Below are 14,785 nucleotides of genomic sequence, written 5' to 3' on the forward strand. Positions count from 1 at the left end.
TGTGGGTAGTTGGCACGACACCACGCTGCCGCTGCTGCTGGTGGGGTCGCCGAAGCAGATGGGATAGCTCATTTTTTGGGTGCCCCGCCTGTTGGGGAACCGAACTTGAAGGGGTCGGCACCTCGGTACTGTTGGTTTTTCGCCTTCTGCGCATCACTGGGTGGGCTGATCATTTGCACGGTCAGGCTGCCGTCGCTGCCGGCATAGACCACGGCGCTGGCGTCGCCGTCGAGATAGCTGGCGATGGTGGCCAGGTTGATTTGCACCAGTGCGCCACTCACGCCCGTATTGCCCAGGCGCCGGCCGATGTCATAACCCTCCTCAACGTTGCCCACTTCCAGGCCATGGCCGTCGGTATTGAGGCTGTGCAAGGCATTGGTCAGGGCGATTTCTGCTTCGAGGTTGTCGGTGGTGTCGTAGAACACGCGTACCGGCTTTTGTCCGTCAGGCAGCGTGTCCAGGGCTTTGAGCCAGCCAGCCTGCAGGGCTTTGACTTGCAGGGCAGGTTTGAGGCGTTTGCCGTTTTCGTCCTGCAGAGGGACCTTGATGGGACGGTGCAGATAGCCCAGCACTGGCGCAGTATCGAATTCCTTGAGCTGATGGTCGGCCCAACGAATGGGCAGCCAAGGGGAGGGCTCGAAATAACCGGGGCCGCGGTTGCTGATGGTTTTCCAGAAGGTGGGGAGCTGGGACTGCCAGTAGGCGGTGGACATGGTGCCAGGGGCCAAGGGGTCCTTGGCGCCTTTGGCGCGTTCTGCGTTCTCGTATATGTCGATGAACTTGGGCGATTGCTTCCAGTAAAAGTCCCAGAGCTTGCCCATGTCGGTATTTTTATTTTGATTGTCCTCAGGCTCGTGAGTGGCGAATGGGCGTATGTAACGGTCCACGCGATCCGAGCGAGTGACAAGAAGTCCGGTCATGCTTTCGTAGATCGTGGGTACGACTTGGGCACTTTGCAGTCCGGGAGTTCCCGCTACACGTAAGCCGTTTCGAGTCACGTCGCCGTCTTCACTGACCATCAACGCTTGCGGTACTTTAGGGTTGTCATCAAAGAACTTGAACAGCCGCTCAATCATGCCCTGCGCATGAGTTGTATTCTCGGCGTCTTGCCACAGGAAAAGTGTGACGCCCAAGGTTGCGGCATTGCGACCGTTGAGGATGCTGTCCGCTGCGCCTGTGTCTGAGGGTTGTTTGGGTGGGCCTATAGAGAACGCTGGGATGGGCCAGTAGGCAACTGATTCGCTTGCTGAGTATTTGAATGCTGCGCGGGTATTGATTCTCTGGATGTTCTGTCTGATGGTTACAGACGCTCTGTAATCATTCGGATTCTGCGAATATATCGAGGCAAAATTATCGTTCTTCTTTTTGATCAATTTCCAAATTGTGGATTGCTGCCAACCATCTACAGCAAGACCCACTCCCTGTATTTCCAGCGCATAGGTCCGCACTCGAGTGGCCCGCTGTTCGGCGTCTCTGGCTTCCATCCTGCTTTGATAAGCAGCAATTTCCGCTTTCTCACCAGCAATGGCATTGCCCCACCAGTGAATGCTGAATATCAATAACAGCGGGCCGACAATCGCGGCAATGCCCCAGGCCATTACGGGTTTCATATCGCGAAGAACCCTATTGGTTTCCAATGTTCTGCTCGCATTTACACCACGCGCACATTCAGCGCATGGCTCGCCACGCCATGACAGCCGCAGGCCAGCCGATGCCCTTGCAGTACCACCGGTATTGCGTTCATGCGTCGATGGGGATGCCCCTCGATAAACGCAAACAGGCCCCCGTGTAACGGGCAGGAGGCTTTGTCACCTTTGACTGCCGGGGTTTTGCCGTTGAGCGTATGGGTGCCGGCCAGTTGGCACGACACCACGCTGCCGCCGCTGCTGGTGGGGTCGCCGAAGCAGATGGGATGGCTCATGTTTTGGGTGCCCCGCCTGTTGGGGAACCGAACTTGAAGGGATCGGCGCCACGGTACTGTTGGTTCTTCGCCTTCTGTGCATCATTGGGTGGGCTGATCATTTGCACGGTCAGGCTGCCGTCGCTGCCGGCGTAGACCACGGCGCTGGCGCCGCCGTCGAGGTAGCTGGCGATGGTGGCCAGGTTGATTTGCACCAGTGCGCCACTCACACCCGTGTTGCCCAGGCGCCGGCCGATGTCATAACCCTCCTCAACGTTGCCTACTTCCAGGCCATGGCCGTCGGTATTGAGGCTGTGCAAGGCATTGGTCAGGGCGATTTCTGCTTCGAGGTTGTCGGTGGTGTCGTAAAACACGCGCACCGGCTTTTGTCCGTCAGGCAGGGTGTCCAGGGCTTTGAGCCAGCCAGCTTGCAGGGCTTTGACTTGCAGGGCAGGTTTGAAGCGTTTGCCGCTTTCGTCCTGCAGGGGGACTTTGATGGGGCGGTGCAGATAGCCCAGCACTGGCGCAGTATCGAACTCCTTGAGCTGATGGTCGGCCCAACGGATGGGCAGCCAGGGGGAAGGCTCGAAATAACCGGGGCCGCGGTTGCTGATGGTTTTCCAGAAGGTGGGGAGCTGGGATTGCCAGTAGGCGGTGGACATGGTGTTGGGGTTTGAAACTTTTTTTACGCCTTTTGCTTGTTCTGTAGCCTTGTACCAGCTGTTAAAGCCTTTACTACGGTCCCAATAAAAAGCCCACAATTTGCCCATATCGGTATTTTTATTTTGATTGTCCTCAGGCTCCTGAGTGACAAAAGGGCGAATGTAACGGTCGACACGATCTGAACGAGTCACTAGCAGGCCAGTCATGCTCTCGTAGATCGTGGGTACGACCTGTGCACTTCGTAATCCGGGAGTGCCTGGCTCGCGATAGATATCGCGAGTCACATCGCCGTCTTCGCTAACGATGAGAGCTTGTGGCACCTTGGGGTTATCGTCAAAAAACTTAAACAGTCGCTCGATCATGCCTTGGGCATGACTGGTATTTTCATCTGCTTGCCAGAGAAATTGTGTAACGCCCAAGGTAGCGGCGTTACGCCCAGAGTTGATAAGGCTTGCAGATTTGTAGCCTTTTTCGTAAGGATCGGGCGGACCCAGAGCAAAGGTGGGGATTGGCCAGTAGGCTACCGATTCGCTTGCCGAGTGTTTGAAGGCCGCGCGGGTATTAATTCTCTGAATATTCTCTCTGACGATTCGAGACGCTCTGTAATCGTCCGAATTCTGTGAGTATATGGAAGCAAAGTTATCGTTTTTCTTTTTGATCAACTTCCAGATTGTGGATTGCTGCCAACCATCTACTGCAAGCCCTATTCCCCGTATTTCCAAGCCGTAGGTTCGAGTCCGAGCGGCCCGTTGTTCAGCGTCTCTGGCTTCCATCCTGTTTTGATAAGCAGCAATTTCCGCTTTCTCGCCAGCGATGGCGTTGGCCCACCAGTGAATGCTAAAGATCAATAACAACGGGCCTACAATGGCAGCGATGCCCCAGGCCATGACGGGTTTCATATCACGAAGTACCATGTTGAGTTCCTGTGCTTTGATTTGGAGAATCCAGATAAATCCGAGCCAAAGCACAAGCAGCACTCCGACACTCCAAAGATAGAGTTTTAATTTGGGCAGCGTTCGCATGGACTTTTGCTGGTCGCTCATTGGCCTGCTTCTTTTTTATCGGGGCTGGTTACAAGAGAGGGAGGTGTCAGCGATACCAACTCCGCAGGAGGGAATGTTCCTATTTCATAATACTGAGAGCACGCCTCAACCAATGTCTGAGACTCCTCACTCAATCGCGACCAGCCTGGTAGTTCGCTCGTAGCCCTAAACAGTTTTTCATCCATCCTCCAATCCGCAATCGCCACCAACACCTCCCGCATAACCGGGTCGTCAAGGCAATGAGCCTGACCCACCGCAATATCCATCGCTGTCACCCAGCGCTGATTTTCGGGGCTGCGTAAAATCGCAGAGTGATAACTGTTGGGCTCCAATTCAGGTTTATCCCTCAGTCGGGCACGAATCTCGTTTGCGGTCTCTTCCCTGAGGAGGATGTATAACGACCCGTCCATGCGCGCGTTCGGGATTTTAACTTGACTCATGCGCGCGTGATCGCCGGTCTCCTTTCCCTCGTTCCATCGGCTGGCTTCCTGCTCCAGATCGAACGCTGTCGTACGTTCATCGATCTTTAGCCGATTGAATTGTGCATGGGGGTTGCCCAGCGCGGACTCGATAGCGACATCGTCCGGTTTGTCCAGGCCTGCCGTGTTGCGGGTTCCAGGTACGGCCTCACCACCGAACATTTGCGGTATGTGCAGGGGGTTTAGAGGTTCGCCATTGATCAGGCGCTCTTCGCGCTCCGCAGTGCCCGTTCGCGAGATAACCCCAACGAACTGGTCGTCCCCTGAGTAACGGGGTTCGCCCCCTGCGCGGAGAAAGTCTGGTTGAGGGGCTTTCCCTATCGTGAACGGTTCACCGTCGCGTTCACGTTTTGTCCACATTCGTTGATAAAAACGTAAAAACTGCAGGGCCATCATGGCGGGCCGACCGAAATCCGGCACAACGTCTGGTACGCCAAAAGTACCGATACCCTTCACCGTGTCGAGGGCGACCGTGGTGTCATCGGGGCAGAAGTACAGATAGACCTTGCCGCGATTGTCCCGCTCGGGAAAAACCGTGAGGTTGCCGACTTTGTTTTTGCGGGTGCCCTGGGTCGGTGACCATTTGGGGCCCGTGCGACCGCCATAGGTTTTAGTCTCTCGCAGGGCAGACAGTGGTGGCTGCGCGTGAGGCGTTCCGGTAATGGCAGTGACGATGCCGATCAGCGTGGCGAGGGTGTCATGGCCTTTGGGGGTGGCGCCGGGCATCAGGCTGTACGGCGAGTCCACCATGATGACGGTGTCGGCGCATCGCTGGGCTTTATCGATCAACAAGGCTTGGGCCAGCAGGGTGATCAAGGTGCCTTGACTGTGACCCATGATGGTGATGGTTTCATCGGGCGAGACGCGTCGAATTTCGCTGATCAGCATGGCCAACCGGGTTGCTGCGAGTACGTAATAACGCCGATGAGGCCCCCGGCCCATGTACTGAGTTTTTTTCAGGGTGAGTTGGGCACCATGGCGCATCCAATTGTTGAACCCTTCCCTGTACATTTCCAGCAAGTTATTGGTGGCGTTGGCGAAGAAACCGCCACCCTTGGCGAAGTGTCGGTCCAGACGGTTTTCGAACGCGTCCTGGTATTGATCGCGCAGCTTGGTGGGGTCGTTGTTTTTATCCCGCTTTATCTCGCCTGGCTCGGCGCGGTAGCCCCAGTAGAACGGGATCATCAGGCTGCGAGTTTTGGGTGCTTCGGTGTCACGCTGGTAAAGATAGGTATCTGGGTCATTCAGCGTGTCAACCTGCCAGTCCTGCAGGTCTTCTTTCGGCATTTTTTTAGCTTCGGCATAAGCGGCCCCATACCTTCCCGCCTTCAAATCCGGCCGATCCAACCGCTCATTCACCCCCTGACACAACCCCGTCTCCACTGACTCATAAGACGCCCCCGGGTCATTCACCCCATGCAGAAAAATCACCACCCCTGGCAGGTCGGCGGGGACTTCCATTTTGCGGTCGGTGCTGAAGTTGGGTATCAGCCGGGTCACGCTTTCTGCCACGGTGTATTGATCACCACTCATTGGCTGCCTCCTTTCGGGTCGCGTTTCGCGGCGATTCGCGCCTGGTGCATGGCCTCGCGTTCGACGCGCTCGGTCAGGCCGCTGGCGTCGGTGAGGCCTTGCACGGTGCTGCCGTCTTCCAGCTTTATCTGGTAGGCGTGGTCGACTGCCATTCGGGCGTTGTCGTCGGCGTGCCCAGGGTAGTGGAAGACCAGGCGCTGGGCCGCTGGGTCACGGTTGAATGCCGGGACCTGCGCGCTGTCGGTTTTGGGGCCGACCCAGTCATGGTCGCTGGCATGCACCATCACTTTGCCCTGGCTGCCTATTTCGACGCCGCCGCCGATCTTGATGTAACTGCCGTCATCGGCCACCAGGCGAATGGTTGGCGCAGTGATCACCACCTCGCCCTCGGCTGCCGAAAGGTGCAGGTTTTTCTTCGCGTTGAGGGTGATGTCGTCTTCCTGCGCCTGGACCAGCACCTTGCCGCGATTGGCAATGGCGCTGATGCCGTCGTCCTGGGCGAAGGCACTGATGCCCTTGCCGGCTTGCAGGCGCATGGCGGCGCCGCTGGTCAGTTGCAGATGGTCCTGGGCGGTGGTGTCGTGGTTCGCCCCGGCGTAATGCAGTTGCGAACGCGGCGTTGCGCTGGTGATGCCAGCCTGCGCCGCCGTCGCCAGCAGTGGGTCGCCAGCGCTGTTGCTGCCTGGGGCCGGCCACTGGTTAAGGGACTGGCGCAGAGCGTCGATGCCCTGGTTGTTTAACGCTGCGCCGCCACGTGCGGCGGCGGTTTGCCCGAGGTTTTTAAACAGCTCGCCACACTCGTCCAGCAGCTTGAGCAGTTCTTCACGGTCCAGCTGTGAACCGCTGGCGTCCTGCCGCGCGTAGGTGGTCAGCAACATGCCCTGGGCGGCGCGCAGGGCAATCGCGGCATCGGTGCGCAGTTCCGCGCCGTTGCCGCGGGGCTGGGCCTGGCCGTCGGTGCGCGGCTCAGTGAGCTTGCCCAGGTTGAGGGCCGTCGCGTTATGGGTCGTGGCGACACGCGCACGCAAGGCCCCCGGCGTGTCGTCGAACAACAGTTCATTGAACCCACGGCCCTTGTGCTCCTGGGTCTGAATCCCCGAGAGTGCGCGATTGCCCGGCAAACCCGAGGCCTTGCTAAAACGCGGCGGCGTTTGGTCGGCGTTGTAGAGCACCGACGTCACCACGGGGCGATCGATATCGCCCGCCAGGAAAGTCACCAACACTTCCTGCCCGATTCGCGGCAAAAACTGATGACCAAACCCACTGCCGGCGCTGGGCATTGCCACCCGTACCCAGGTGGTGCCCTGAGGTTGGGCATCGCCGCGCTGCCAGTGAAACCTGACCTGGATGCGCGCCATCTCATCGGTAAATACCTCTTCGCCCTCGGGCCCGATGACGATCGCGCTGAGTGGCCCGCCGATGGTGGGACGGGGCACTGTGAGTGGGTGGCGGTAGGGGATTTTGCGGCGAATGCAGACGAACTCGTTGGTGTAACCCGCGGGCTCATCCGACAGGTAGTTGTTGCGGCCCTGATGCTCGACCGACATCAGCAGGAACTGGCGATCCTCTGCGGAGCCGGCGTCGTGGTCAAAGTGCTGGGTCAGTTCAAACGTAAAGCCTGGGCGCATGGCTCGGCAGTTGCTGTTGCCGATGAAGGTTTTGCCCTGCACTTCCATGGCTTCGAGGCGTTGACGAACCAGCCCCCTCGCCTTGCTCCGGCAGGCCATGGCTGTAGGCGCCGAAAAAATCGTAGACCTCGTAAGGCGGTGTATCGCCCTGTTGGTTCAGGCTGGCCATGTGAATGGGCAGCGGGTTTCTCGGCTGTTTGTAGTCAAAGGTTTGAGTGGTCATCTTGCCCGATTGCAGCACCCGGTGACCGTGCCACTGAGTGATTGAATCGTCGGTCTCGGTGACGGAGGCGCTGTGGTAGCGGATCTGCGGTTGCTCTGCCAGCGCCTCCAACGATTGCGATTGATCGGTGATGATCAGGCGGTGACCGTCTTGGGTGTGATCGAAGTAGAAGAACAACCCGTCCTGCTCCAGCAAGCGCATTACAAAACTCAGATCGGTTTCGCGGTATTGGGTGATGTAGCTGTGGGACTTGAGTGGCGCCTGCAGGCGAAATTCGAACGCGGCCAACCCGCCGTAGTGGTCGAACACCGTGCGAATGACCGTTTCTATGGTCTGCTCCTGAAAGATCCGCGAGTCGAACCGACGCGTCAGCATCCACAGCCAGGGGCTCAATGTCGCACGGTAGCGGGCCAGGCCACCGTCACTGCCCAGCAGGCTGAAATGGGTGATGTGGCCATGGATATAGCGCACGCCGCCGTCGGTCAGTTCGATTTCGAGGTGGGCGGGGTGGCCGATCAGGGATTTGAGTTCGCGCCGGGCGTCCTGACAGATCAGCGACAGCTCAAAGCTGAACAGCGTGGAGAGTGCTTCACTTCCGCTGAAGTGCTCCAGCAGCAGTGTCTGCTCCTCGTTGACGGCGGTGATGAGCTTGATCAGGCGTCGGTTTTGAGGTGCGAAAACGTGGGTCAAATTCATCAGTGTTGTAACTCCCTGTAAAACGGCAAATGCTCATTTTTCGACCTCCATGTCTAAGTGGCGGAAACTCTAACCGCCGATGCGCTGTGCAAACAAATGAAAATGCTGATGAGTGGTGGTAGACAATGAGAAGAATTGTATCGCTTTGTAGCTAGTGGTTGTTTTTTCGCGCATTTTCGAAACTGGGCAATAAGTTGCTATCACCGTTAAAAATCGACCGATCTCCTGCCAAAGCGCAAGTTTTGTAGCGTTCTCCCGCCAATTCGTTAAACTGCTGCGGCCACTCAATAATTACACCGAGGCCGTGTGCATGAAATTTCGTCTCCTGCTGTGGGTGCTGGGCCTGATGATGGGCAAAGCCAGCCGCACCAATCCTGCCTTCCAGCAACAGCTGGGCGATAAAGACCTGGCCTTCCAGTTGCAAACCCTCGACGGCAAGGTTGCCCGTCACTTCATCGTCAAAGACCAGCGCATCACCAGCCGCTCGGGCGTGCACCCCGCGCCGGCGTTTGCGATTGCGTTCAAGGATGCCGCCTACGGCTTTGCCACGATGCAGGCGAAGAACAAGCAGCTGGCGTTTATGACGGGGATTCAGGACAAGTCGATCCAGATCAAGGGCAACCCGGCGCTGGTGATCTGGTTTCAGGGGCTGACCAAGTATTTGAGGCCGAAGAAAAAGAAGTAGGGTTTCGGACAGATCGAGTTGAATTCATCGCAGGCAAGCCAGCTCCCACAGGGGGCCGTATTCCAAAGCTGGAACCCGGTCGACTGTGGGAGGGGGCTTGCTCCCGATAGCTATCTGAAAGTCGGCAGAGTTATCCCTGGCTGAACTGGGATGCCAGCTCACGCAGCAGCACCTCGGCATCCAGCACCTTGCCCACCACCTCTTCCGCCTTTTCGCGGCTCAGCCCGAGCCGCGCCAGCAGCGCATCCGGAATCGCTTCATCCGGCCCGGAGCCTACGCCCCGGCTGCGCAGCAGGCGCACGGCCAGGCACACCAGGTTCGGGTATTCGGCGTACTGACCGTCATAGGCTGGATCGTGCTGAAAGCGCAGCGCGGTGGACAGTTCGTCCGGCATGTCCCAGAAGCGCATCAGCCAGGCGCCGATCTGTTCGCGGCTGATGCCCAGCAAGTGTTGCTCCACATAGCTGTGGCACAGGTGCGGGTTGACTTCCAGGTGCCGGCAGATCAGTGAGAAATGCGGCGGGAACACGTGCGCCAGCAGCAGGTAACCGAAGTTGTGCAGCAGGCCGGCCAGATACGTCAGGCCGGCTTCCGGTCGCTGGGCGCGCGGCATGGCGCGGGTCAGACCTTCGATGACGGCGGCGGTGTAGATCGACTGGTGCCAGTACGGCGTGGCCTGGTGTGGGTTGTCCTTGGGCAGGCTGAGGGTCTTGCCCAGGGCCAGGCCCAGCGCCAGGTTGATCACCAGGTCAAAGCCCAGCACGCGCACGATGGCGTCTTCCACCGAGCGAATCTTGCCCGGCGAGGCGTAGTACGGCGACGCGGCCCAGCTGACGACCTGGGCGGCCAGGGCCGGGTCGGTTTCGACTACGCCGGTGATGTCATCAATGGTTGCATTGGGGTCGACACGCAGCTTGATGATCTTCTGCGCGGTGTCGGCCAGCGGCGGGATTTCGATGGTCGCTTCCAGGCGTTGCTGGATACGGCGGGCGGTGAACGCCTGCATCGCCTGGGTGATTTCCTCGCGGTCGTCATTGGGGCGGTCGAGGTTGGGACGGATATTGCGCAGCGGCTCGCCGAACTGCGCGGCGCTGGCTTTGGTCAGCAGGGTCTTGAAGGCGTCGGTGGGGATGTCCAGCAGCAGACCGGCTTCGCCCGAATGCACCAGCAGGCTGGGCTCGTTCAGCAGGCTGCCTTCATACAGGCACGGCGAACTGGTCAGTGGCGGCAGGCCCGGCAGCAGGTTCAGGTCGTGTTTGCTGAGCATGCGCTTGACGCGGTCCGGCGCTACGGCCGTAAGGCGCCGGCCGGTGAGTTCGGCGAGGCGGTTGAGGTCGAGCAACTGGTTCTGGGGGAACAGCACCATCAGGGCGCCTACCGCGTCTTCCAACAAGACTGCCTGGACCTTTCGCGCTGGGTTCAGGCCCGCGTGTTCGGCGACTTCCGTGTAGGGGATGGCGAGTTTTGCGAGCAGCGCCTGAATAACCGACGGGGCGGTCAGTGGGGCGGAGGCGAGGGCGACTTCTGACATGGCCTGATCCAAATTCGTACAGTCACCGAAGTATAACCAGCTTGTTACGGGTGAGGGTTGGATAACTGCGCCAGCCGTCACACTTGGCCGTATTGCTGCCCATGCCGCAACCAGCGATCCAGCAGCGGGCTGACGTGCTCGGGCCAGCGCTCCAGCAGCGCTTGCGCCGCATCGCGCACGGCGGGCAGCAAGTCGGCGTCGCGCATCAGGTCGGCGACCTTGAATTGCAGCAGGCCGGTCTGGCGGGTGCCGAGCATTTCGCCGGGACCGCGCAGTTCGAGGTCTTTTTCGGCAATCACAAAACCGTCGTTGGTCTCGCGCATGATCCCCAGGCGCTGGCGGCCGATCTGCGACAGCGGCGGGTGGTACAGCAGCACGCAATGGCTGGCGGCGCTGCCGCGGCCCACGCGTCCGCGCAGCTGGTGCAGTTGCGCCAGGCCCAGGCGCTCGGGGTTTTCGATGATCATCAGGCTGGCGTTGGGCACGTCCACACCCACCTCGATCACGGTGGTGGCGACCAGCAGTTGCAGGTTGCCGGCCTTGAACTCAGCCATGACCGCGGCCTTTTCCACGGGCTTCATGCGCCCGTGGATCAGCCCGACCTTGAGCTCACCGAGGGCGCTGGTGAGGTCCTCGAAGGTGGTTTCGGCGGCCTGGCAGGTCAGCTCTTCGGACTCTTCAATCAGCGTGCACACCCAATAGGCCTGGCGCCCTTCGGCGCAGGCGCCGCGCACGCGTTCGATCACTTCGACGCGCCGCGTGTCGGTGACCAGCACGGTGTTGACCGGCGTACGGCCGGGCGGCAGTTCGTCTAGGATCGAGGTGTCGAGGTCGGCGTAGGCGCTCATGGCCAGCGTGCGTGGAATCGGCGTGGCGGTCATGATCAACTGGTGCGGGTTCATGCGCCCGCCCACGCCTTTCTGACGCAGTGCCAGGCGTTGCTGCACGCCGAAGCGGTGTTGTTCGTCGATGATCACCAGGGCGAGGTTCTTGAACTGCACTTCGTCCTGGAACAGCGCGTGGGTGCCGACCACCATCGGGGCGCCATTGGCAATCTGCTCCAGCGCGGCTGCGCGCACCTTGCCCTTGAGCTTGCCGGCCAGCCAGGCAACTTCCAGGCCCAGGGGTTCGAGCCAGCGCTTGAAGGTAATGAAGTGTTGTTCGGCGAGGATCTCGGTGGGCGCCATCAGCGCCACCTGATAACCGGCTTCCAGCGCCTGCAGGGCGGCGAGGGCGGCAACCACGGTTTTGCCCGCGCCCACGTCACCCTGGATCAGGCGCAGCATGGGTTCGTGCTGGCTGAGGTCGTAGGCGATTTCATTGCCCACGCGCTGTTGCGCACCGGTCGGCGCAAAGCCCAGGTTGGCCAGGTATTGCGCAGGCAGGCGCGTGGCCTTGGGCATCGCTGGCGCGCGCAGGGAGCGCATACTTTCGCGCAGGCGTTGCTGGGACAGTTGGTGGGTCAGCAGTTCTTCAAAGGCCAGGCGATGCTGGGCCCAGTGGTGGCCGAGGGCGAGTTCGTCGACATCGGCATCGGCCGGTGGGTGATGCAGGTAGCGAATCGCATCGGCCAATGGCGCCAGTTGATAGTCGCGGGCCAGCTCCAGGGGCAGCCAGTCGGGCAGGCTCTGGGGACCGAGCATCGTCAGCGTCTGCATGCACAACTGGCGCAGGCGCTGTTGGGTGAGGCCTTCGGTGAGCGGGTAGATGGGCGTGAGGGTGGTGTCCACCGGCGGTGGTTCGTCGCCGGTAATGGCGCGGTATTCCGGGTGATAGATTTCCAGCCCGGAGGCGCCAGGGCGCGCTTCGCCGTAGCAGCGCACGCGGGTGCCGCGCTTGAGGCCTTCCTTTTGTGCATTGCTGAAGTGATAGAAGCGCAGGCTCAGGCCGCCAGTGCCGTCCTGCAGGCGCACCACCAGGCTGCGGCGCTTGCCCATCACCACATCGGCGCCGCTGACGGTGCCTTCGACCACCGCGTCCTGCCCGGGGCGCAGGTGGCCGATGGGCACGACGCGGGTGCGGTCCTGATAACGCAGGGGCAGGTGGAACAGCACATCCTGGAGGTTTTCCAGGCCGACCTTGGCCAGTTTCTCGGCCATGGCCTCACCGACACCCTTGAGTGCCGTCACCGACACCTGCGACAGCTCAGTCATACGTCTGCTTAGCTCGCTGCGGGCGGCTTGGCCACCGAACACAGGCGGATCGAGTCGGCGAGGATCTCAATGGCTTTTGGCCGTGGAAAGCTGGCACGCCAGGCGATCGCCACGGTGCGGAACGGCACCGGCGGCGTGAGTGGACGCACTTCGATCACGCCGGGGGCGTAGTGATGGCTGTCCACCGCCGACAGCGGCAGGATCGAGATACCCAGGCCGGACGCGACCATATGGCGAATGGTCTCCAGGGAGCTGGATTCAACCGTGGTGTGCTTGGCGCCGTCGTTGCCCTTGGTCAGGGTCGGGCAGGCTTCGAGCACCTGATCGCGGAAGCAGTGGCCTTCGCCGAGCAGCAACAGGCTCTTGTCGTTGAGCAGGCCGGCGTCGATGGTGGCCTTCTGCGTCCAGGGGTGGGAAGCCGGCATCAGCACATAGAACGGCTCGTCGTAGAGCGGCAGGGTCAGTACATCGGCTTCATTGAACGGCAGGGCGATGATGATCGCGTCCAGCTCGCCGTTGCGCAGTTTGTCGCGCAGCACGTGGGTGAAGTTTTCTTCGATGTACAGCGGCATCTGCGGCGCGACGCGGTGCAGTTGCGGAATCAGGTGGGGGAACAGGTACGGGCCGACGGTGTAGATGGCGCCGACCTTGAGCGGTGCGGTCAGCTGGTTCTTGCCGGCCTGGGCCAGTTCGCGAATGCTTTGCGCCTGCTCCAGCACCTTCTGGGCCTGGGCGACGATGCCTTCGCCTACCGGCGTGAGGCGCACGGCGCTTTTGCTGCGCTCGAAAATCAGCACACCGAGTTCGTCTTCAAGCTTTTTCACGCCCACCGACAGCGTCGGCTGGCTGACGTGGCAACGCTCGGCCGCATGGCCGAAGTGTTGCTCCTGGGCGAGGGTCACGATGTAGCGTAATTCTGTAAGAGTCATAGCGGGCGTCCATGAAGTTGCGGGCCAAGCATACCGACTGCAATCGATAGACGCACGTTATCAGAAGTTTGTTGGGGATTGAGCGAGGACTGTCAGAGATGTGCTGAAAAACAATGTGGGAGGGAGCAAGCCCCCTCCCACAAAAGCATCGCTTACCGGCGACGCTTTTCGATGTTGTAGACAAACGGCGCGACGATTTCGACGCTACCGCCTTTCAACATGTCGGCCGGCGGTTTGGGCAGCGGCTGGGCACGACGGATCATGTCCAGGGTCGCGCGGTCCAGGTCGGCGTTGCCGGAGCGGCCTACCAACTCATAGGACAGCACGTTGCCTTCGCCATCGACCACGAAGCGCAAGCGGTTCAGGCCTTCCTTGCCACGGGCCTGGGCGCCTGGCGGGTACTTCTTGTACTTCTGCAAATGCGCCAGCAGCGTGCCTTCCCAGGAAGCCTTGGCCGCCAACTGTTGCGGCGATGGGCCGGGTGTCGGCTGCGCCGATTTTTCAACCGGGGCGTTGTTCTGCGGCGCGTCACTCGGCGGCTGATCGGAAGGTTTCTCCTTGGGCGGCTCGGGCTTTTTCTCCACCGGCTTGGGCGGCTGCGGTTTGGGTTTGGGCTTGACCGGCTTGGGCACCTGGATGGTCGGCTTGGGCGCTTCGGCCAGTTTCGGCAGCGGCGGTTCTTCCACCGGTGCCGGTGGCGGCGTTACCACTTTTGGCGGTGCCGGTGGTGGCGGCGGCGCAGGCGCAGGCGCCAGGTCGATGACCATGGCTGCTGGCGGCAGCACTACCGTACGCGGGGCCGACCAATGGAGCGCGATGGCAATCGCGACGGCATGCACGCCCAGTACGACGGCGAGGCTGGTGCCATAACGCGTCAGTTTGTGGCGCGTCGTGATCATTTTTTGGCTGCCGTCTCAAGTCCGACCAGACCTACCTTGAGGTAGCCGGCTGCCCGCAGGGCATCCATCACGCTCATCAAGTCGCCGTAGTCCACGCCCTTGTCGGCCTGGAAGAAGATCGTCGTGTCTTTCTTGCCCTGGGTCTTGGCGTCGAGCACCGGACCCAGGGACTCAGGCTTGACCTCTTCTTCGCCCAGAAACAGACGCTGGTCTGCCTTGACGCTGAGGAAAATCGGCTTCTCCGGGCGCGGTGCCGGCTTGGCGCTGGACGCGGGCAGGTCAACCTTGATATCCACGGTGGCCAGAGGCGCCGCGACCATGAAGATGATCAGCAGCACCAGCATCACGTCGATAAACGGCGTGACGTTGATTTCGTGGTTTTCGACGAGCTCGTCGTCGCCTTGATTCAAATGCAGGCCCATG

At 60.5% G+C, this 14,785-nt stretch carries 9 protein-coding genes and 2 pseudogenes; 1 reads left to right on the forward strand and 10 read right to left on the reverse strand.

Annotated features, from left to right (window positions below):
* Positions 1-68: 68 nt before the first annotated feature.
* From ACXX81_RS22985 to ACXX81_RS23005, 5 genes and pseudogenes are all read right to left on the reverse strand, one after another.
* Positions 69-1,634: pseudogene (locus ACXX81_RS22985) on the reverse strand (type VI lipase adapter Tla3 domain-containing protein); the annotation flags it as partial.
* Between the two features lie 17 nt (positions 1,635-1,651).
* Positions 1,652-1,921: a PAAR domain-containing protein gene (locus tag ACXX81_RS22990; protein ID WP_458572453.1), complete on the reverse strand. Its 270-nt coding sequence runs from the start codon at positions 1,919-1,921 to the stop codon at positions 1,652-1,654.
* Entirely contained in the window at positions 1,918-3,606 is a 1,689-nt protein-coding gene (locus ACXX81_RS22995; RefSeq protein WP_458572454.1) for a type VI lipase adapter Tla3 domain-containing protein, read from the reverse strand. The genes ACXX81_RS22990 and ACXX81_RS22995 overlap by 4 nt, the downstream gene beginning before the upstream one ends.
* On the reverse strand, positions 3,603-5,618 hold the full coding sequence (locus ACXX81_RS23000; RefSeq protein ID WP_458572455.1) for a T6SS effector phospholipase Tle3 domain-containing protein: 2,016 nt from the start codon (positions 5,616-5,618) through the stop codon (positions 3,603-3,605). Before ACXX81_RS23000 ends, ACXX81_RS22995 begins: the two co-directional genes overlap by 4 nt.
* Positions 5,615-8,165, reverse strand: a pseudogene (locus tag ACXX81_RS23005) (type VI secretion system Vgr family protein). The gene ACXX81_RS23000 and the pseudogene ACXX81_RS23005 overlap by 4 nt, the downstream one beginning before the upstream one ends.
* A gap of 310 nt (positions 8,166-8,475) precedes the next feature.
* Between ACXX81_RS23005 and ACXX81_RS23010 the strand changes: the two are divergent.
* Entirely contained in the window at positions 8,476-8,850 is a 375-nt protein-coding gene (locus ACXX81_RS23010) for a hypothetical protein (RefSeq protein ID WP_057006710.1), read from the forward strand.
* A 130-nt stretch (positions 8,851-8,980) separates the two neighbouring features.
* On the opposite strand, the gene ACXX81_RS23015 is transcribed toward ACXX81_RS23010, so the two are convergent.
* From ACXX81_RS23015 to exbD, 5 genes are all read right to left on the reverse strand, one after another.
* Positions 8,981-10,381 carry an aminoacyl-tRNA deacylase and HDOD domain-containing protein gene (locus ACXX81_RS23015; RefSeq protein ID WP_231422304.1) on the reverse strand — a complete coding sequence of 467 codons (1,401 nt, stop codon included), beginning with the start codon at positions 10,379-10,381 and terminating at the stop codon, positions 8,981-8,983.
* A gap of 77 nt (positions 10,382-10,458) precedes the next feature.
* Entirely contained in the window at positions 10,459-12,534 is a 2,076-nt protein-coding gene (recG, locus tag ACXX81_RS23020) for an ATP-dependent DNA helicase RecG (RefSeq protein ID WP_209986479.1), read from the reverse strand.
* Between the two features lie 8 nt (positions 12,535-12,542).
* A complete protein-coding gene (locus tag ACXX81_RS23025; RefSeq protein WP_057006348.1) occupies positions 12,543-13,463 on the reverse strand; it encodes a hydrogen peroxide-inducible genes activator in 921 nt (306 codons plus the stop codon).
* Positions 13,464-13,615: 152 nt separating this feature from the next.
* A complete protein-coding gene (locus ACXX81_RS23030; protein WP_209986476.1) occupies positions 13,616-14,362 on the reverse strand; it encodes an energy transducer TonB family protein in 747 nt (248 codons plus the stop codon).
* Positions 14,359-14,784 carry a TonB system transport protein ExbD gene (exbD, locus tag ACXX81_RS23035; RefSeq protein WP_003231649.1) on the reverse strand — a complete coding sequence of 142 codons (426 nt, stop codon included), beginning with the start codon at positions 14,782-14,784 and terminating at the stop codon, positions 14,359-14,361. The genes ACXX81_RS23030 and exbD overlap by 4 nt, the downstream gene beginning before the upstream one ends.
* Between the last annotated feature and the right edge of the window lies 1 nt (position 14,785).

It is taken from the genome of Pseudomonas sp. GNP013, assembly GCF_054343995.1.

Bases quoted from the DNA above. Each gene is read 5' to 3' on its own strand.
- ACXX81_RS23025 (WP_057006348.1), bottom strand. From the start codon at position 13,463: ATGACTCTTACAGAATTACGCTACATCGTGACCCTCGCCCAGGAGCAA.
- ACXX81_RS23010 (WP_057006710.1), top strand. From the start codon at position 8,476: ATGAAATTTCGTCTCCTGCTGTGGGTGCTGGGCCTGATGATGGGCAAA.
- ACXX81_RS23030 (WP_209986476.1), bottom strand. From the start codon at position 14,362: ATGATCACGACGCGCCACAAACTGACGCGTTATGGCACCAGCCTCGCC.
- ACXX81_RS23000 (WP_458572455.1), bottom strand. From the start codon at position 5,618: ATGAGTGGTGATCAATACACCGTGGCAGAAAGCGTGACCCGGCTGATA.
- ACXX81_RS22995 (WP_458572454.1), bottom strand. From the start codon at position 3,606: ATGAGCGACCAGCAAAAGTCCATGCGAACGCTGCCCAAATTAAAACTC.
- exbD (WP_003231649.1), bottom strand. From the start codon at position 14,784: ATGGGCCTGCATTTGAATCAAGGCGACGACGAGCTCGTCGAAAACCAC.
- ACXX81_RS22990 (WP_458572453.1), bottom strand. From the start codon at position 1,921: ATGAGCCATCCCATCTGCTTCGGCGACCCCACCAGCAGCGGCGGCAGC.
- ACXX81_RS23015 (WP_231422304.1), bottom strand. From the start codon at position 10,381: ATGTCAGAAGTCGCCCTCGCCTCCGCCCCACTGACCGCCCCGTCGGTT.
- recG (WP_209986479.1), bottom strand. From the start codon at position 12,534: ATGACTGAGCTGTCGCAGGTGTCGGTGACGGCACTCAAGGGTGTCGGT.